Origin of the sequence: Luxibacter massiliensis (assembly GCF_900604355.1) — a bacterium.
Classification (GTDB): Bacteria; Bacillota; Clostridia; order Lachnospirales; family Lachnospiraceae; genus Luxibacter; species Luxibacter massiliensis.
The window spans coordinates 26,066-46,669 of sequence record NZ_UWOE01000001.1 but is presented as its reverse complement, the minus strand read 5'-3'; the positions used below and the strand labels follow the sequence as shown (position 1 = coordinate 46,669).

Sequence of the window (20,604 nt, the reverse complement as noted above, 5' to 3'; positions counted from 1 at the left end):
ATCAGCCCTCTTTTCCTTTTGAAAACGGACTCAAATCAATAAATAATTCTTTCAATCCGCTTGTATCTTTAAATTCCTTGAACAAATATTCCAGAAGTTCTTCCTGCCTTGCCTGACCCAATGTGAGCCGATAAAGAGATAGAATCTTTATCAGTCTTTCATAATTCACCTCGTCCTTACTCATCGGATACATTGGCACAAGTCTCTCTATCTTTACACTCTGATTTTTCCCAAAACACCAGAATGGTACAAGTTCTGATTGATCATCCTGCTTTTCCGCTTTTGCTGCTTCAAACATTTCTTTCCAAATGTCACGCTTAAACTCCATTCCGACTGCCTTACCATATTTATCGGCAACATTCTGTCTGATTGCCAGGCACTTAAATCTGTTAATTCTTCCCTCTCTCTGCTCAAGATCAATCGGATTTCTAGGAAGATTCCAGTGCATAATCACACGACAGTAGTTATGAAAATCAAGTCCTTCCTGCCCGATAGATGTTGTAGCAAGCACAAACGGACGCATTGGTGAATTAAATGCATTTCTAATGTTTTCTTTACGCATGACTACCTTGGAATTATCTCCCGCATCCTTTGTAAATCCTACCGCATAACTTGACCTGATTCGACACCCGTCACTTTTCTTGTAAGCTCCGTTAATACGCTTTTTGAAATCAGGATAAGTATCAGCGATATAGGTAGCTGTATGTATTTTCAATGAATCCATCATCATATCATGAACGATTTGATACTGGTTACCCTCTGACTGAAAACCCGCCGTTTCTTTCAACATATGGATATACTCATCAATCATTGCCTGAAAGCAGCCATCCTTACAGTATTTAAGTACATTCTGCCAATGGGAATTATCATCTCTGCATCTACCATAGGCAAGGTCAATAATAGCTGTTGACTCTGGTAAGTTAAAATTATTCACAAACACTTTTGCCAGTGATGTTGCTCTGGCTGTGCTTCTTCCATTTGAACGATAGATGCATATTGCTGGCGATCCTAATACCATATTTACCAATGTTTCCAGAAGATCATCCGGCTTTCTTCCAAGATGAATCTCTTCCGGTGCATCGAGATAACTTCTTAGCCTATCAATATGAGCAATAAATCCTTTATTTCTTTTATCCTTCGAACTGCTTCTGACCTCAGATGTTGTATCCTCTTCATCAGCATTCATTTCCCACACAATATCGTCTATCCAATGTTTTGCATAAAAGACTCCATCCATGAGCATCGGTGCAAGATAATACCATCTGGCATCCTCCTTATTGCTAGACGAATTACTATACTTTTCATCGATTACTGCAAGCTTCTCTTTCAATTTCAGCCGTACCGATTTTTCTATTACTTCCAATGATTCATGATTATTCAATGACTCAATCGGTAAATACATATCCGAAAGTGTCTTAGATGGGTAAAGCAGTGCAAATAGGCTCATGCCTCTTACTTCTCCATTTGAGACATTAAACCTCAGTCTTGCCACCGGGTATCTCCTCGAACCTTCCGCAAAATAACCTGTATTCTTCTTATCTTGGTTCTTAATCTGATGTACCAGTTTTCCAACTGTAAGTCTTTCCGCTTCGTAGGAAACAAGTGCACCTATCATTCGTGGAACCATCTCCCATGCAGAAAAAACAAGTATTTTTGAAAATCCTTTACTGTTTTTATATGCTCCCTGCATCTCATAATATGGCAGTGATGGAGGAATCCACAGATATTTTTCTGCCCCACCGGTAAATGCCTTTTCTTTCAATGCTTCAAGCCTTGCATTGGTTTTCGGCAGTTCATCATATTTATTGATTTTATTGCGATTCAGCCACAAAAGACTTTGTTCTCTTTCACTTCCAAATTCATCCGGATGTTTTGTATAATATTTTTCAATCTGCTCCTTAATCTTATATTTCTTCATAAAGGACATAAGATACGGACAGCTCTTTGCATAATCTACCGGTAAAGTGTGATTTGAATCTGTTTTTGACAGCAATCGTGACATCTGTATATAGGAGTTTATGTCATTTTCATCTATCTGCAAATGATGTTTCACGCTGCTGTCATCCGTATAATCACCTGAATCCATGACTGATATACGCTCTGTCCTGCTGACTCCCTGATACATCGCATTCTCTGCCAGTTCCTTCATACGGATAATAGCACTATCTCCTGCTTTCAACTCACTTAGAGCATGAGAATAATTCTTCCACACTTCCTTGAATTTAGTATCTTTGACTTCATCATCAAAAAGAAAGTTCATAACCTGAAAAAACTCTGCATAATGCTCATCAAGCTGATTTTCATCTATCTCTTCAAGGGTAGAATACAATTTATATGGTGTAGCCGACAATAGAAGCACCCTTGTATCATGTCCACTAAGGAAACTGTGTGCAAGGATACCAAGCTCACTGTCATCGGATGACAAAAGGAACTTAAATCGCTGAAACTCATCCATGATTACCAGATCCGGCTCAAGCATGGATACACTGATTCTCGCAAACATCACACGAAGCTTATTCATCACATAATAATTGGAATATGTAAGCTGTTTATTGTATCTTCTTTCATGCAAATGATTAAGCAGCATTTCCCTTATACTTTCATATTCCTGATAATTCAGTATTTTATCTATCACATTTTGTGGGTATACACCTTTCGTCATCTTTTCGCATTCTGCCACACGATTTTCAAAGCTCCATTTTGCCCATCCATCCCATGCTTTTACAGCATCCATTATCATAAATTTTTCAAGAGAAGCTGCATGACCTTTAAAGTCCGGCATTCTCCTTAAAATGGCATACATAAGTGCTCTTTCCTGCACACTTCCGCCTCCGGAGGTCATGCGGAAAGATGTTTCCGGTGTAAGCGGGATAAGCTGTATATAGCCTTCCTTTATCTGTGGATCGTTCTCCTGCTCGGTAATCTTTAAATGCTGCATAGACAGTCTGGTATCTGATACTGAACCGATGGCATTCTTTCCTGTTACATCAAGCTTTCTGATATTCTGATTTGCTATGTTCTGATTAGAGCAGATATAAATTACCTTAAACAGATCATCTTTCTCTTCCATTCTAAGCCTTGCAGTCTTTACAATTGCTCCCCTAGCAATAAGAGTTTTTCCCATGCCCACCTCATCTGCTACAAGCACACGATTCTGATTATGCCTGAACAGATAATCCACTCTCTCAACAGTCGCTCTTTGAAAATCCTTCAGACTGGAGAGGGTACGCTTTTCAATTTCATCTATATTAAATTGTGACATAACATCACCTCGTTATCTTCTGATTTTCAAAATATTACAAAAAGTCTCATACAGCTTGCGGAATTCGTCCGGTATAATATCCTTATCTGTAACCATCTTAAGCACATATCCAATGTCTTTTATTCTTTCCGGCTCTTCCACAGATGTTTTTAACATCTTTTCATAGAGTGCCGGCATTGCATCACTCGAAGTAGCAAAAAATCCGGATTCTCCCATCTGCTTTCCTTCAAGCATAGATGCTACATAATCATTGCCAAGTACAAACGCTATGTACTCAACAAATGATGCCCTATCTTTTACCACACTGTTTACTGCCGCACTTTCTCTGTCATCCGGGAAACCACTTGTAGGGATCATAATAATTCTGCGGATTGTATCATCACCTGATCTTGCAGTAATCTCATAGAACTCAGATAACTGTAATATCTCAAGCTCTGAAAATTCTATATGTTCTGACAATGTCTGCTCCTGCTTTGAATTAAATGGTGATACTGTAACCTCACTATCAAATTCAATACCACTGAACTCAACCTCTATCTTGTACTTTCCGGCATTCTCACTATCCTCTGAAATTACAGCCTGCCTTTTCACACGGCACAAGTCTTTGATTTTCTGCTCCAGCAGATTTCTATTATCACTTTCTGTTTCCAAAACAGCATCCGCAACTGTAACCTGTTCAAATGGATTCTTAGCATCTTGTGCCGGTCCGCAGAATATATCTTCTAAGAATTTATTCCCATTCAGATACATATTCTTTGTACCAAGCCACAGCATCATTTCAACATTTTTATTAATTGCAGAATAGGAAGCATTCATGGAACCAAGATACAGGTCAACATCTGAATATTTCCTTCTCAGATAAATTTTTGCATGAATATCCTGTTTCTTTTTATCCGCAAGTTCATCTGAGATTTCGTCCTCACCATCTATAATCTCATCCTTTAATACATAGATAGTAAAATTATCTACATCTGATGCTTTAAGTTTTCCAAGCTCAGACCTTCTGGTAATAAGTGTTCTCTTACAGTCTGACAATGCCCTGTCTTTAAGGTTAAAATCAGCAATCACACTTTCTGATAAAAACGGGGACATCACTACAAGCTCATTAAATGTCGAATTGGCATTTCCTCTTTCCTTGCAAAATAGAATATCATCCTGCATCCGGTAGGCATTTTTTCCGATACCAAGCGGAAGCACTTCAAAATTCTCTCCAAATATTTTACTATCAAGCGAAAAAGATACATCCTTAATGTCTGCACATAATCCACGAATCAGATTTCTTTTCTTTCCGGCATTATTGCTGGTATTATGCACATTTGTTACAAGATAATCCAGAAAATCACAGATTGCTTCTGTCTTTTTCTTCTGTCTGACATTTTTACTGCTATCCATTGCAAAGCTGATATCCCAGCTCCTGTCAAAAGTCAGGTTTCTGCTCATTACCACAAAACGATATTTTTTATCCCCATCAGCGTTTACATATGCTAATACCCATGTTTTCGGATGAAATGACGGGTATCGACCAAGCTGTCTATCCTTTGGCAGTGCAACCTCTACTACCATTTTCTCTAATAAAATAGATAGTGCAGTTGGTTTTGTTGGCACTTTAATCTGTCCTGCTTCACAAAACAGCACGATTTTATCTGATACCTTCTGCAATGCATTCAGCATACCAATTGGATTTTGCATAAGCTTACTATCTGTTTCCTCAGATAATCCAAGGCATATAGCCACAGCTGTGAGTGCTTCCAGGTCAAGTGAATAGGTAGTGCCTACTGCTCTGTCTAGTCTATATCCGTCCGGAGGCATCAAAATACCGCTGTAATCAGTTCTATCTCGGTTTGAATCCGGTCTAAACATCAGCACTCACCTCCCCGGTATATATGTCATTCACAATTCTTCTGGCATTTGAGAATCTGTAATCAAGCATCCCACCGCCTACCCATTTTGAATGATCAAATTCCTTTGTTCTGCTTAGCTTTGCTCTGGCTGCTCCTTTCAGACTCCGTTCCCTCTTACGAATCAGCTCATCTGCCATATCAATATCAGATGCCATAAATGCTGCTTGTATCCCACATAGAAAGCTCTTTGCTCTTGGATTTATCAGCTGCAATTCTGCAATGACAGCATCCAGGTCGACTGTCGAATTATGCCTTATATCCGGAAGCAACCTGCTCCATTCATCATTTGCGTATGTATTCTCGCCTTCTGAAAGCATGACATTGTATCTTACTCTTGCCATATACACTAGATTATTAAAATCGCAGGCAAGCTTCATCATATATGCCAGCTTTTCACTTACTTTCTCTGATAGTTCAGCCGTCAAAGAAGCAAAATCATCATATTCATTCAAATCAATGTGATTTTTCAACACATATTCCAAAAGAGACCCTTTCGTTGACTTCTGAATCTGCTTATCCAGATAAAAAGCTTCCTCCTGCGTCAACTCTATTGTAAGGTTGTCTCGCCAGTCATCATGATAAATCGGAAGATTCCAGAATCTAATATTGCCGATATCTCCTGCATCTGAATCATCCTTATCATTTTCCTCTGCATCATCATTTCTGTTTCCAAACCGGCTAACCTTCTTCTCTTCTCGAAGTTTCGTTGCCAATAAAACATATTCAGAAATAGATAAACCATAATCACAAAATATTCCATAGGTGCGAATACCATTCCAGTAAATATCGGATGGCTTTCTAGCCACCCAGCCTTTTGGCAATACACGAGTTCCGATAACTCCCTCTGCCTTTGGATTCGCCTTCAACAATCTAATACCACAATCTTTTTCAGCAGAATCTATAGCTCTTAAAACTCTATTGGCATCCTTTCCATATCTGCCATCAACAGCTTCTCTTAGCACATATGGGACAATAAGGAAATACTTTGCCCTAGTCTGGATGGTGGAGGTTCCAGGAAAGAAATAATTAGCAAAAGCATCACGAACTATACCGATTCCCAGTTCATCGACTGCTCCCTGTTCACTCAGAAGGTTAATCACATCTAATGCCTTCTGCCGGTCTTCCTTTGAAAAGTCTATCCATCCTAACTGCATATTGTTACTCTCCCCACTTAACGGTTTATCTGATACTTATAATAAATTACAACTGTTCTCAGTATAGCATATATTGCTTTATTAAGGTAAGCGCCAAATATTCCTGCGGATTTCCTGATCCTCAAGTTTTGCCTATAATTGTAGAGTCGAAAGATATTTAGACTATTTCACTACAATTATGGAGGATAGGTTATGGCAGGTACTCGCAAAGCCCGTGTTCCGATGGCGGAACAGATCAGGCTTATCAATGAATGCCGCCAGAGCGGCATGACAGATGCTGACTGGTGCCGTGAAAACGACATTGCAGTAAGCACCTTTTACAACTGGGTCAGCCGTTGCCGGAAAGCGGCAGCGGATCAGATCCCAGCAGCGAATTATGGTCATTCTCCGGTTCCCCGCCCGAAACAGGACGTGGTCCCCATTGACATTGTTCCGGATCACATCCCGGAACAGCATACAGCATCACAGATGCTAAACTCGCACCTTGACAATTCACATACGATCGAAGTTGCCATGAAGGATATCACAGTCCACATCAGCAATGATGCAGATCCGGTCCTGCTCACCAGGATATTCCGCCTGATTCAGGAGATCTCATGTTAGGGGATATCTCCGGACTTGAAAAGATCTACATTGTCTGCGGCTACACCGATATGCGGAAGTCCATTGACGGACTCTGTGCCGTTATCGAGGACCAGCTTAAGATGGATCCCTCGTCCAGTGCTCTCTTCCTTTTCTGCGGAAGAAGACGGGACAGGATCAAAGCCTTGTTCCGTGAACCGGACGGCTTCGTTCTGATCTATAAGCGGCTGTCTGTCCGCGGCGGCTATCAATGGCCCAGGAAGCAGTCGGAAGTCCGGAACCTTTCCTGGCGGGAGTTTGACTGGCTGATGTCCGGGATCGATATTGACCAGCCCAAAGCCCTCAAAGCAGAGTAAAAAATCATCTGGATCTTAGCAGAAATCCTGCACAGAAAAATACGGAAATCCCCTGTAGATTCGGCATTTTTCAGGAGCTATTTTCCTTTAGTAAAAGCCCCGTTTCTGATATAATAAAGGTATCAGAACCGAGGAGGGAAACGATGGCTTCCAGTGCAAAAGATATCCAGCTCAGAGAGCTGAAAGATACGGTATCACAACTGAAAACAATGGTATCCGAACAGACTGAACTGATCCGATCTCTCCGTCTTATCATTGACGAAAAATCCAGTCACGAGAAAGCGCTTCAGGAACAGGTAGATTATCTGACCAAAAAGCTTTTCGGCTCATCCAGCGAAAAAAGATCCGATGATATTCCGGGACAACAGAACCTTTTCGATGAAGCGGAAGTGGAAGAGGATCCATCCCTGCTGGAAGTAGAAACTGTGATCAAGGAACATACCCGTAAAAAGAAGGCAACCCACGAGGATCTCTTCAAAGGCCTGAAGGTTGAAAAAGTAGTGATCCCTCTTCCCGAAGAAGAACAGATCTGTCCGGTATGCGGCACACAGATGGTCCTGATCGGTGAGGAGTATGTCCGCCGGGAACTGGAATTCATTCCTGCCACCTGTAAAGTGATCGAATACTACAGCCAGAGTTACGGATGTCCATCCTGCAAGGAAGGACTCGGCGATACGGAAAAGCCTGTGATCATAAAGTCTCAGGTTCCGGCGGCTCTGGTTGGGAAAGGTCCTGCCTCAGCATCCACTGTTGCATGGACCATGTACCAGAAGTATGCCAACGGGCTTCCCCTTTACCGGCAGGAAAAAGACTGGAAGCAGTATGGGGCTCAGATCAGCCGGACCACCCTTGCCAACTGGATCATCTACTGTTCGCAGAACTATTTCCAGCCGATGTATGATTACTTTCATCGGGAGCTGCTGAAGCGCAGTTTTGCAATGGCAGATGAGACACGGGTCCAGGTGTTAAAAGAGGAAGGGCGCCAGGCCCAGACCCAGTCGTTCATGTGGCTGTTCCGAAGCGGCGAGGATGGACTTCCGGCGATCATCCTGTATGGCTATTCCCCTACCAGGAGTGGCAGCCATGCAAGGGAGTTTCTGGAAGGCTACAGCGGATACCTGGAAACGGATGGATATCAGGGATACAACAATCTTCCGAGGATCAGACGCTGCTCTTGTTGGGCGCATATCCGTCGATACTTTATCGACGCCGTTCCCAAAGGAAAACAGTATGACTACAGCCAGCCGGCAGTGCAGGGCGTCCAGTACTGCAACCGGTTGTTCGCCATTGAGGACTCCATTAACAAAAAGTATCCCGGTGATTATGAAAAGCGGAAGCAGCTGCGTCTCGAGAAGGAAAAACCCGTTCTGGAGGCTTTCTGGTCGTGGCTCGATCAGCAGAAGCCCGTCCGGAATACCCGGATGGATAAAGCCGTGAATTACGTTCTTAACCGACGTGATACAGCGGAGACTTATCTGGAAGACGGACGGTGCAGCTTTACCAATAATCTCAGTGAGAATGCAATTCGTCCATTCGCAGTAGGCCGGAAGAACTGGCTCTTCAGCAATTCCGTTGACGGAGCGAATGCCAGTGCGGTAGTCTACACAATGGTTGAGATGGCAAAAGCATACGATCTGAATATTTATGGATATCTTAAATTTTTACTGGAGCACCGGCCAAGTAAAGATATGACCGATGAACAGCTGGCAGAGCTGGCACCTTGGAGTGAAAAACTCCAATCTATCAAAAATCGCATGTGAATTATAGTGAATTACTCCAACTCGCAAAGGGCTGGAGTAATTTTGTATCCGACCGCATTAATATTTTGCGCTTACTTATTAAGTATCAATAATTTGCCTTATGAGAAGATTGGAAAGAAGGAACCGGTATGTATTGCAGATGAGGTGCCGTTTGAGATTCCGGAGAGTTGGGAGTGGGTTACACTTAAAATGATTGCTATAACAGAGCTTGGTAAAACTCTTGATAAAGCAAAAAATCAGGGAGACTACAAGCCTTATCTATGCAGTATAAATGTATATTGGAACGGGATTGACTTGACTAAGGTTAAAGAAGCTCGCTTTGAAGAAAATGAGATTTCAAAATACAAATTGAAAAAGGGAGATCTTCTAATTTGCGAAGGTGGCGATGTAGGTCGTTCTGCAATTTGGGAAAATGATCAAGAAATGTACTATCAAAATGCTCTACACCGTGTCAGATTCTATGGTGGAATAAATCCTTACTACTTTCGTTTGTTGATGGAATGCTATAAAGGGAATAAGATTCTCGATAAGAAAAGTAAGGGAATGACCATCAAGCATCTGGTTCAGACAGCATTGAATGCAATATATTTTCCCCTACCACCGGTACAAGAGCAACAACGTATTGTAGATAAATTCCAATCACTGATACCAATTTTAGAACAATATAATACTTCAGAAATTAGACTATCCAATCTGAACATTGGCTTTCCTGACCTTCTCAAAAAATCTATTTTGCAGGAAGCTGTACAAGGAAAACTTGTTCCACAAGATCCCGCAGACGAGCCGGCATCTCTCCTTCTGGAACGTATTCGTGCAGAGAAGCAAAAGTTAATAGCTGAAGGAAAAATCAAAAAAGATAAGCACGAATCCGTCATTTTCAGAAGGGATAATTCTCATTATGAAAAGCGTGGCTCCGAAGAAGTCTGCATCGATGACGAGATACCATTTGAAATACCAGAAAATTGGGCGTGGGCGAGACTTTCGTCATTTGGTGTATTCAGTAGTGGAAAAACACCCTCGATGTCAAATCCTCAGTTCTGGAATGGTGATATTCCGTGGGTAACTTCGAAGGATATGAAACGACCAGTGATTACAGACTCTGAGATGCATATCACTAAATTGGCAGCATCAACAATGCAATTATACCCAGCGGGTACATTACTTCTGGTTGCTCGCAGTGGTATCCTGAAGAGGTTACTCCCACTATGTACACTGGGGATCGACAGTACTATAAATCAAGACATTAAAGCCTTTAAACTTTATGACATCGACATATCGGAATGGCTGTACTATGGAATAAAAGCTTTTGAGCCATACATTCTTAAAGAATTGGTGAAATCCGTCACAACTGTTGAGAGCTTGAAATTTGATGAATTCTCTTCCATGCTTTTACCAGTGCCGCCACTGGCAGAACAGCATAGAATTATATCAGCAATTAAAGCAATGCTGAATCTACTTGCTCCATTGTCCAACAACCCGTTATTCTCATTATGAGAAGTTGGACGGTACAGAGCGTTGTATTGATGATGAACTGCCGTTTGAAATACCGGAAAGCTGGTGCTGGTGTAAAATCAGGAACATATTCACGCTTCAAGCGGGAAAAAATATTCAAGCTGCAGAAATCCATGAAAATCCATTTCCCGGTTCTTATCCCTGTTATGGTGGAAACGGAATTCGAGGCTATGTTGCCAAATCCAATCGCTCTGGTGATTATCCTATAATCGGAAGGCAAGGCGCTCTGTGTGGCAATATCAACCGAGGTACAGGTAAATTCTACGCCACAGAACACGCTGTATGCGTTGAAACATATTCGGGTGTTAATGTTACCTGGGCCTGCCTCTTTCTTACCGCACTTAACCTAAATCAATTCGCCACTGCAACAGCACAGCCTGGATTGGCAGTGACCAACATAAATGAGGTTTTTATTCCTTTACCGCCCTTAAACGAGCAGCAGCGCATCGTTCAGAAAATCGAAGAGTTGCTCCCGCTTGTTAAAAGTCTATAGGTATAATATCGTAGTGAAAGGAGGTCTTTCACTATGATAGAAGAATTTGAAAGACATTTGAGAGGTACAAATCTCTCGGAGAACACGATATCCTCGTATCTTTTTGCCCTACGGCAATACAACTCGCAGTACGATGGTATCACAAAAAAGAACCTGCGAGCGTATAAGGTTTGGCTAATAGAAAGCTATAAGCCAAAGACGGTCAACCTGCGTCTGCGAGCAATTAATTGCTACTTGGAAAGTATCGGTAAAGAGAACTTAAAAATGCCGTTTGTACGTGTGCAGCAAAAAGCATTTCTGGAAAATGTCATCAGCGAGGCGGATTATGAATATTTCAAAACCTGCCTCAAACGGGATGGTGAACTGTTCTGGTACTTTGTTATACGTTTTCTGGCAGCGACCGGCGCACGAGTCAGCGAACTCATACAGATCAAGGTGGAACACATCAAGCTTGGACATTTGGATTTATATTCGAAGGGTGGTAAACTTCGGCGAATATATATACCAAAGTCCTTGCAAAATGAAGCCCTTTCTTGGCTGAACGATAAGCATCAAGAAAGTGGCTTCATTTTTTTAAACAAATATGGGGACAGAATTACAACCAGAGGCATTTCCGGACAGTTAAAGAAACTGGCGGTACGGTATGGTATTGATCCAGCAGTTGTATATCCGCATTCTTTCCGTCACCGGTTTGCAAAGAGTTTTTTAGATCGCTGCAATGACATTGCATTTCTTGCTGACCTTATGGGGCATGAGAGCATCGAAACCACTCGCATTTACCTCCGCAAAACCTCAACCGAGCAACGTGCTATCGTAGACAAAGTTATAGACTGGTAAAAAAAGCGCATACCCCGTGTGATAAAATACGTGGTATGCGTTTTTAGGAATTATCGGATAATTGCCACTATTTCTTTAAAAGCAGTAACGATACGATGTTGCTCGGCTACTGGTGGTAACGGAACTAAGATAGAGTTTAGCTTTTCCTGATTCATTTTGGGCTGAGCGGTACCAGTCACATATGGTGCTAAATTGATCGCATTTATAAAGAGCGCTATATAGCGCAAATCTACACCTCCAACAGAGTCTATAACATGAGCGTGATTATTAACCCAGTACTGCCCCGATGCAATAAAAGCGATAGGTTTACTTCGTAAAAGAAGATTTGCTCCGTCTTCGCCAATGAGGAGTAATGGCTTATCGAATAGATACTGGTCTACTTTATCAATAACCCCAGATGCGCCATAGTAGTCATATTTTTTTTGAAGCTTTTCTCGTTGAGCTACTGATAAGGGAATACGTTCTGCATCCCTATTTACAAGTGCTGTTCCAAACCTAACCCAGCACCAGCTTTCCGGTATTTCAAACGGCAGTTTGTCATCAATACAACACTCTATACCGTCCAACTTCTCATAATGAGAATTATCCCTTCTGAAAATAACGGATTCGTGCTTAGCTTTTTTGATTTTTCCTTCAGCTATTAACTTTTGCTTCTCTACACGAATACGTTCCAGAAGGACAACGGCTGGTTCATCTGATGGATTCTGTGGAACAAGTTTCCCCTGAACCGCATATTGAAGAATAGATTTTTTTAACTGTTCAGGGAAATCTTGATTATATTCTTGTAACAAAATTTCTTTTTCCCCATATAGCTTTGATAAATTTAGTGCTTCAATCAATTTAGTAATAATACGAGTTTGTTCATTAACAGGAGGCACAGGAATAAATAGTTCGGAAATCACCGCCGGCTTAAGTTCTGTTTGATTTGTTGAACCAGAACAACTTTTTTCTAAATATGGCTGGTAATAATTCAAAACATAAAAAATATAATCTGCCGATAAAAATTCCGATGCTCTAATAACAGTAACGTGAGAATCCGGCACAATAATATTTTCATTGATACGATCAGAATCATGAAACATTCCTATACGACCAAGTGTCCCATTTCCGGTGGAATTGATAACAATATCGCTGTCTCGCATACATTCCTCTTCTGAATATTTAGGAAATACCGTATCATCCAAATATTTTGCAAGTGTCATATCAATACCGCCTGCTTTGACATTACACTTTTGTGCAAACACCTGAATATTGCTGGAAACAGTATATTTAGGTGATTTTCCACGCTTAATTTCTTTTTTTACAAGGTTCTTTAATCTTACCCACTCCCAATTCTCCGGAATCTCAAACGGTACTTCATCCGCAATACATACCGGCTCGTTCTTTCCAACCTTCTCATAAGGCAAATTATCGGCTCCCCGGAAGATTATAGAAGGATTCTTTTCTTTCTTGATTTTTCCTTCTTTTATCAACTGTTCTTTCTCGGCTCTAATACGTTCTAAGAGAACAGATGCTGGCTCATCATTTGGATCCTGCGGAACCAGTTTCCCCTGCACGGCCATTTGTAATATTGAATTTTTTAATTGCTGTCCGGTCATTAGTTCTCCTCCAGATTTATTCCCAAAATATCCGTTATCTGCGCCAGAATTCTATCAATATCAGCATTTAAACTGGCTCTTTTTTCCTGATACTGCTGAATCAATTCCTTTGGTGGTAAAATTTCTTCTTCCTCATGAGGATATCCGCAAAGGTCTATGTTATAGTTCTTCTCTTTGATTTCATCAATGCTGTATTTCTTTGCCTTATCAAATCCCTCTTCCTGTATTTCCTGGCGATTTTCCCACCACTCAACTGCTGGTGCAAAATGCTCTAGTTTCATAGGTTTTGTCTTACTGAAATGCTTGTATCCTTCTGGCATATCCAGACGGTAAAACCATGTTTCTTTTGTAGTACCATTTCTATCAAAGAACAAAATATTGGTTGTGATTGATGTATACGGAGAAAAAACACTTCCAGGCATACGAACAATTGTGTGTACATTAAACTCAGAAAACAGTTTTGTTTTAATGGCTACTTTTGCATTGTCTGTTCCAAATAAAAATCCATCTGGTAAAATTACCGCTGCTCTACCATTTTCTTTCAAACGATACATGATAACTGACATAAAAAGATCGGCCGTCTCACTGCTTGCAAGATCGGACGGAAAATGATTTTTGACTTCTGTTTTCTCTGAGCCTCCATAGGGTGGATTCATAAGGATAACATCTACCTGATCATCTTCTGTGTAATCAAGAACATCTCTCAACAATGTGTTGTCATGAAAAACCTGCGGAACATCTAAATCGTGTAATAACATATTTGTGATACAAAGCATATACGGAAATTGCTTCTTTTCAATTCCATATATAGAGTTTGCATACATTTCTTCGTCCTCGGTTGTCTTAACCTTTTTCTTTAACTCTTTTAACCAGCTTGTGATAAATCCACCTGTACCACAAGCAAAATCTGCCATTTTTTCGCCTATCTGTGGTTTTATCATCTGTGCCATAAAATCTGTCACTGCACGAGGTGTGTAAAATTCTCCAGAAGAGCCTGCACTCTGTAATTCTTTCAAAATTGTTTCATAAATTTCTCCAAAAGCATGACTTTCTTCATAATCTGTCAAATCCAACTCATCAATTACACCAATAACCTGACGTAGAAGAACACCATCTTTCATATAGTTATTCGCATCAGCAAATGTTGTCTGGACAATAGCCTTTTTTATTGGAGTGTCTGCATTGACTGGAAGATTTTTCAACGTTGGAAACAATGTATTGTTTACAAAATCCAAGAGAATATCTCCTGTCATTCCTTTTCCATCTTCATCATGTCCCCAGTTTCTCCAACGACATTTTTCTGGAATAATGGACTGATAGTCTTCTTCATCCCATTCCCAATCCTGTTCTTTTGCATCATATACTTTCAAAAAGAGCATCCATGCTATCTGCTCAATACGCTGTGCATCGCCATTGATACCCGCGTCATTACGCATGATATCTCTTACTCTTTTTACAAAATTTGACATATTTCCCATTCTTATGCTGCTCCTCCATCATAAATTGCATTTTCCAGTTCTTTCACTGCTTTCAGATAGCCATCCTTACCGCCAAAATAAGAAGCTATCTTCTGTGGCTTTCCCATTCTCATAAAAGGATCCAGTTTCAATATTTCTGTCTTTTCTATTTCATATATTCCCGTATTCATATATTTGTCTAATAATGCCTCCAACACTTCTCTGGCAGCACCACTATATTTATTCAGGAAATCTCTTTTCTTAACATTTTCAGCACGTTCTTTGCGTGTCAATGGTTTCTTATCAAATGCAACATGACATATAAAATCAAAATCATCAACATCTGACATTCCCTGATCTTCCTTCAATGTTTCAAGATCAATCCCCTGTTCACGCAAAAGTCCCCTAATTTTTTCTTTCTTTTCTTCTGCCGACCATTTTCGGATAAAATTATCCAAAGAAGCATATGCCCCCAGAATATTCTCCTTTGTGTAGTCGATGATGCTTTCTTGACGAAGCAATTTTCCATTTGCGTCATAAACAGATACTGTCTTATAGACAATTTTCACCTGACATCCATCCCGATTCACAATTGGCTTCGGCTGCTTTGGATCTACAGGATCTGGGCCTGGTCCTACAGGCGGTTTAGTTTTTTTTCCTGACCCGGACTTAGGATTAAAATCTTCGTCCATCTCAATTGGACCATCCCAATCTGGATCGGCAAATAATCTACTGACATTTCGAAAATCCATAACAACAAAATGTGTTTTTCCTTCTTTTTCCCGTAAACGTGTTCCTCGACCAATAATTTGCTTAAACTCTGTCATGGAACCGATCATTTCATCCAGCACAATCAATTTTGTCATTTTGCAATCTGATCCTGTAGATAATAATTTTGAAGTTGTGGCAATTACCGGGTATTTTTCTCTAACAGATATAAAATAGTCTAACTTGCTTTTTCCATATGTATCACTACCGGTAATCCTAACTACATAATCAGGATTTTTTTGTACCATATCCGAATTCTGATTTACTAATGCTACCCTCATTCTTTCTGCTGCATCTTCTGTCGCACAGAATACAATTGTTTTTGCCATACGATCTGTGCTTTTTAGATAGTTCGTAATTTCTGCTGCAACCTGTTGAATACGGTCTTCTATAATAATATTGTAATCATAATCACTATTGGTATAAATTCGATCTTCAATTTCGTTTCCGTAAATATCACATTGTCCTTTGCGTGGTCTCCACCCTTCTCCAACATCTGTCATAACATTGATTACCTTAAATGGAGCAAGGAATCCATCCTCTATGCCTTCTTTTAAACTGTATGTGTAAATCGGTTCACCAAAATAATCAATGTTGGATATGTATTTTGTTTCTTTTGGTGTAGCAGTCATACCGATCTGTGTTGCTGATGCAAAATATTCCAGAATTTTCCTCCAATTGCTTTCTTTTTTGGCTGAACCTCTATGACACTCGTCTACGATGATTAAATCAAAAAAATCAGGTCTAAATAACTGTTTCAGTTTAAGAATTGTATTATTAATATCCTCTTCCTGGTCATCATTTCCACCTGCCAACTGTTGATACAACGAAAAATAAACCTGATATGACGTAATCGTACTCGGATCATCCTTTGAAAAATTGACTTTATGTATTACTTTTTCTAATGGTGCAAAGTCCTGTTGAATAGACTGATCCACGAGATTATTACGGTCAGCAAGATAAAGTATTTTGCTTTTCATACCACTTTTTAATAACCTGTATACTATCTGAAACGCTGTATATGTTTTTCCCGTTCCAGTTGCCATAACTAAAAGCAGGCGATCTTTACCCCTGGAAATTGCATCTACTGTTCGATTAATTGCAATACGTTGATAATAACGAGGCGGATATGTCTTCTGGCTACTGTAATATGGCTGTTGAATCATTTTTTCCTGATTTTCTGACAGACCTTCTCCGTTATTTGCTCCATTTTTGTATCTGCAATATAGCTCTTCTTCTGTTGGAAATTCATCAAGATCTAATTCCCGCTCTTTCCCAGTCAGAAAATCATGTTCAAAAAATCCGTCTCCATTTGAACTATAAGCAAACGGAATATCCAACATACTGGCATAGGCCATCGCCTGTTGTAAACCATGTGAAATACTATGTTTATTGTCTTTTGCTTCTACAATCGCTATCGGATTGTTAGAATTCAAATATAGAACATAATCCGCACGTTTCGGCTTTTCTCTGGTAACAAAATTCCCCTTCAGATTGATTTTTCCATCTGTTATATTGGTTTCCATCGTTATTTTCTTGATATCCCATTTTGCCGTAATCGCTGGTGTAATATATTGAAGCTTTATATCTTCTTCGGACATCTGCTTTTTAGATATTATCGTCATGAATACAGCCTCCCTCTTCTGTAGATAGTTCCTGATAACAAATATTATCGGAAGTTGATAAGTATATTCTGCTACTATTCCCACTTTTAATTACTGTAGCTTTTATTTGTTTTTTGTGTTCTTTACATATTTTCCACTACGGATTCTTGCATCCTTTGGCTTCTCAGCATCTGCCGGAATTGCCCAATAACTGCCAACACGCATTACTCCAGGAATTCTATTTTCAGAGCAAAGTACCTGCACTCGTCGTTTCGACAGTCCCCATTTTTCAGCTGTTTGACTGATTGAAAGATATTCCATGCCTTCATCTCCATATTATAGTGAGTTCACGATCAATCATATTTCTATCTTTAAATTATAATCCCAAGTGCGAACAAAGTCAATTTACATCCAATGCCTTACACTTTGAGATTTGTTACTTTTCTTTCACAGTAACTGCTCACGCAAAAAAAGCCGGAAGTCACCATGTTATCTGCGACCTCCGACTTATTTTGCTTATTCTACACTGTCCTTACACCCAAATCAGCTCCTCTCTCCGGCTTATCTTTTCCCTGTTTTTCTTGAATAATCTTCTTATTGATTTCCAACCGTTCATGGATAGATGGTTTCTTCTGTGGCACAGACTTTCCTTCCGCTTTCCCTGCATCTTTTACATTTGCCTGTTTCTCTGCTCCAATCGCTGCTGTCGATCTGCTCTCTTTCTTATCTGCCACCAGCTGTTCCCGGCGTTCCTGTACTCCTCTTTCTTCCAGACTACAAAAGCTCTGCAGATAAGGCAGGACATGATTCTGCATATCCGTCAGATCTTCCATGTATTTCTGGAACTCTTCATTCCCCTTGCCTTTCTGATAGTTGATCCAGCTTTCGTCCGTCAGTCTCATCTCATTCTGCAGCTTTAACTGACTGAGAAGACCTCCGTTGCCAGTACCAATATCTATTTTTCCTTTGAAATGGTGCAGCATCTGGTCACCTTTTTCTGCATAATATACCGTTACAAACATCTGTGCAGTTGTCGTTGGTTCATTGGTTTTGGGATTACGCTCAGCATACCATGCTTTGTCCTGTTCTGCGGTCTGGGAATTCAGATCAGATAACTTCTGGCATCGTGGATTCATGAACTCACTTTTCTCGCAGTAATTGACATACACCATCGGCTCCATATCTTTCGGAAGCTCTGGTTCATAGGACTTCAATCGCTCGATCAATACTCCGGCACGGACTGACAGATTACATTCTTCCTCTACAATGTCCTTCAAATAAGAGATATAAGAATGCGTATTGCCACTCTGTAAATCCAGCATCACCTCCTGTACCGTATTCTCTCCCTGCTCCACATTATCACGATATTCATACGGATCAAAGGCTTCTGCAATCTCATCCAGTGCTTCCGCCAGTTGTTCTGTATTCATTTTCTCCGGATACATCGCTTCCCGAACATCCTTCATCGGTACATATTTATAGTCCGGCAGTGCTTCATGAATTTTTTCTATTCCTTCCCGAATCAGTGGAAGCTCTCCAAAGAAACGAATACCATCCATGCAATCACCATGAACAGTATCTCCTTTTACAACAGCAAACTCTCCTTCATCGTAGTAACTGTCTTCCGGATCACGGTAGATAATACCCATACTACATACAAGATAGGCATTTTCCGGATTTTCTCTGTATTTTTGATAGACTGCGGCAATCTGATTGACATCCGTACTCTTCTCATAACCACCCATATCATGGAACTCGTCACATTCTGCAGCAAAGTATTCCAGATACGGTTCTTTCTTCGGCAACATATTATTAAGAACGTCATCGATCATGTTGTAATTTGCTTCTTCCAGTTCTTCCACCTTTGCCAATGGCTTATACTCGCCCTGGCTTTTCTGAATTTCTGCCATTACAACTTCATCCATTTCTTCTACTTTTTCCATAAGGAGATCATAATCTCCACGAATGCATTCTCCCGTCCAGCCTTCCTCTTCCAGAAGTTCCTCTGCTGCTTCTTCGATGGAAATTTCATCATTTTCATACACACCGCCATCTATCAAGCGGAACTCTTCATCGTAAAAGGAGTAGTCATATCCTCCTTCTGTTCTCTGAATAGCAAAGTAACGTTCTCCTACCTCATATGCCAGTTCACTAAGAACCTGTTCTTCCAGATTCAGGAAAGAATCTAGCTGTTCAAAACTGATACTGTCTACAAAATGAGCGGTTACCTTTCCCCCCTCATTCAGAACTACGATATCACTGACAGACAGGGAATGTCCCCGGAAGTCTTCTGGTCTGTCGATGTTGAATCGTTCAAATATATCATCTAGCGACATATTTCCAAATAATTCTCCCACATAGACCAGTTCATAGTCTTCTTTTTTAATCTGCATCCCGTGACTTTCAATGAAGCTCATATTCATAAACGCATAGTTTTCACCTGGCAAACCATCTCTTATTTGATAAATACCGAATGTTCGTCTTGTCCCTAATAGCAGATTTGCCTCTTTCAAAGACTGAATCTGCGGATATTTCTGCATCTCCCATTCCAAATTGCGGAATCGTTCCAGTTCTTCTGTAGACATCTGATAATGCTCCGGACCTCGTTCAATCTCCATTCGCTCTGTAACATAGATTGGTGATGAAAAATTGGTAATCAGATAGATATCTGCTCCGGCATCATATAATTTCAGAGCTTCTTCCTGTCCAATCACATTCATCGGCTCCTGAAATGCTCCAAAATCTTCATCTGCATAATCCAGATCCTGATCCCTTATCCGTTCCCACATCTGTGATTCCATGCCAAACAGCCCTTCATGTGCCTGTATCATTTCTTTACTTGCATACTCTCCCTTGCTGCCATCACTACCCAGGCAATAGATTTTAGAACCCATTCTGTGATAATCCAGGGCTGCTTCTTTTCTAAGCGGCACCATATCCTCTGCTGTATATCCATAATCCCGAAGTTCCAGCTTGCCTATGGTTGGATCTGGTAAGTCCTGAATATCCATTTGGGCATCATCCAGAAGTTCCTCTACTCTATCTTCATCTGACCGATTGACTGCATCTGCCAGATTTCTTACCAGCGTCCTTACTTTCTCTTCTTCGCCAACCAGATTTGCATATTCAAAAATCTGTTCTTTTACGTCCGCTGGAATTGCTATTCCCATGTGTTCTGCACGGTCTATTTGTTCCTGTGTATATTCCTGCATTTTCTGCGTTTCTATTCCTGTTATCATGTTTCTCGCCATATAAGTTCCTCCTGTATTCCCAAAAGTGGCATAACCGGCAGAACATTCTTTCTACCAAATTATGCCATC

The 20,604-nt window shown here is 40.5% G+C and carries 14 protein-coding genes; 6 read left to right on the top strand and 8 right to left on the bottom strand.

The annotated features are described in order from the left end of the window. Position 1 precedes the first annotated feature (1 nt). From EFA47_RS00135 to EFA47_RS00125, 3 genes are read right to left on the bottom strand one after another with little or no spacing between them, the layout of a single operon-like run. Positions 2 to 3,262, bottom strand: a complete 3,261-nt coding sequence (locus EFA47_RS00135) for a DEAD/DEAH box helicase (RefSeq protein WP_122641484.1) — start codon at positions 3,260 to 3,262, stop codon at positions 2 to 4. A gap of 12 nt (positions 3,263 to 3,274) precedes the next feature. Next, positions 3,275 to 5,122 (bottom strand): phospholipase D family protein, encoded by a 1,848-nt coding sequence (locus EFA47_RS00130; protein ID WP_122641483.1) that lies wholly within the window; start codon positions 5,120 to 5,122, stop codon positions 3,275 to 3,277. After that, positions 5,115 to 6,317, bottom strand: coding sequence for a DUF6361 family protein (locus tag EFA47_RS00125; RefSeq protein ID WP_122641482.1), 1,203 nt, complete (start codon positions 6,315 to 6,317; stop codon positions 5,115 to 5,117). Before EFA47_RS00125 ends, EFA47_RS00130 begins: the two co-directional genes overlap by 8 nt. A 192-nt stretch (positions 6,318 to 6,509) precedes the next feature. On the opposite strand from EFA47_RS00125, the gene tnpA reads away from it, so the two are divergent. The 6 genes from tnpA to EFA47_RS00095 all read left to right on the top strand — a co-directional run bounded on the left by tnpA (position 6,510) and on the right by EFA47_RS00095 (position 11,857). After that, complete coding sequence (tnpA, locus tag EFA47_RS00120; protein ID WP_122641481.1) at positions 6,510 to 6,920, top strand: IS66 family insertion sequence element accessory protein TnpA; 411 nt, start codon at positions 6,510 to 6,512, stop codon at positions 6,918 to 6,920. Further along, positions 6,914 to 7,255 (top strand): IS66 family insertion sequence element accessory protein TnpB, encoded by a 342-nt coding sequence (gene tnpB, locus EFA47_RS00115; protein WP_072524981.1) that lies wholly within the window; start codon positions 6,914 to 6,916, stop codon positions 7,253 to 7,255. The genes tnpA and tnpB overlap by 7 nt, the downstream gene beginning before the upstream one ends. Before the next feature lie 143 nt (positions 7,256 to 7,398). Then, positions 7,399 to 9,015, top strand: coding sequence for an IS66 family transposase (gene tnpC, locus EFA47_RS00110; RefSeq protein WP_122641480.1), 1,617 nt, complete (start codon positions 7,399 to 7,401; stop codon positions 9,013 to 9,015). A 42-nt stretch (positions 9,016 to 9,057) separates the two neighbouring features. Beyond that, a complete protein-coding gene (locus EFA47_RS00105; RefSeq protein WP_122641479.1) occupies positions 9,058 to 10,509 on the top strand; it encodes a restriction endonuclease subunit S in 1,452 nt (483 codons plus the stop codon). 4 nt (positions 10,510 to 10,513) lie between these two features. Continuing rightward, positions 10,514 to 11,020 carry a restriction endonuclease subunit S gene (locus EFA47_RS00100; protein ID WP_164689883.1) on the top strand — a complete coding sequence of 169 codons (507 nt, stop codon included), beginning with the start codon at positions 10,514 to 10,516 and terminating at the stop codon, positions 11,018 to 11,020. Between the two features lie 33 nt (positions 11,021 to 11,053). Next, a complete protein-coding gene (locus tag EFA47_RS00095) occupies positions 11,054 to 11,857 on the top strand; it encodes a tyrosine-type recombinase/integrase (protein ID WP_122641477.1) in 804 nt (267 codons plus the stop codon). A gap of 50 nt (positions 11,858 to 11,907) precedes the next feature. Here the strand turns inward: EFA47_RS00095 and EFA47_RS00090 are convergent, their stop codons facing one another. The 5 genes from EFA47_RS00090 to EFA47_RS00070 form a co-directional block, all read right to left on the bottom strand. Then, the gene (locus EFA47_RS00090) at positions 11,908 to 13,455 is read right to left on the bottom strand and encodes a restriction endonuclease subunit S (RefSeq protein WP_122641476.1); all 1,548 of its coding nucleotides are present in this window, start codon (positions 13,453 to 13,455) and stop codon (positions 11,908 to 11,910) included. Beyond that, complete coding sequence (locus tag EFA47_RS00085; RefSeq protein WP_122641475.1) at positions 13,455 to 14,933, bottom strand: class I SAM-dependent DNA methyltransferase; 1,479 nt, start codon at positions 14,931 to 14,933, stop codon at positions 13,455 to 13,457. Before EFA47_RS00085 ends, EFA47_RS00090 begins: the two co-directional genes overlap by 1 nt. 2 nt (positions 14,934 to 14,935) lie before the next feature. Next, positions 14,936 to 17,305, bottom strand: coding sequence for an EcoAI/FtnUII family type I restriction enzme subunit R (hsdR, locus tag EFA47_RS00080; RefSeq protein ID WP_122641474.1), 2,370 nt, complete (start codon positions 17,303 to 17,305; stop codon positions 14,936 to 14,938). 102 nt (positions 17,306 to 17,407) lie between these two features. Then, a complete protein-coding gene (locus tag EFA47_RS00075) occupies positions 17,408 to 17,605 on the bottom strand; it encodes a helix-turn-helix domain-containing protein (protein ID WP_122641473.1) in 198 nt (65 codons plus the stop codon). A gap of 200 nt (positions 17,606 to 17,805) precedes the next feature. Further along, positions 17,806 to 20,535, bottom strand: a complete 2,730-nt coding sequence (locus EFA47_RS00070; RefSeq protein ID WP_122641472.1) for a YodL domain-containing protein — start codon at positions 20,533 to 20,535, stop codon at positions 17,806 to 17,808. Between the last annotated feature and the right edge of the window lie 69 nt (positions 20,536 to 20,604).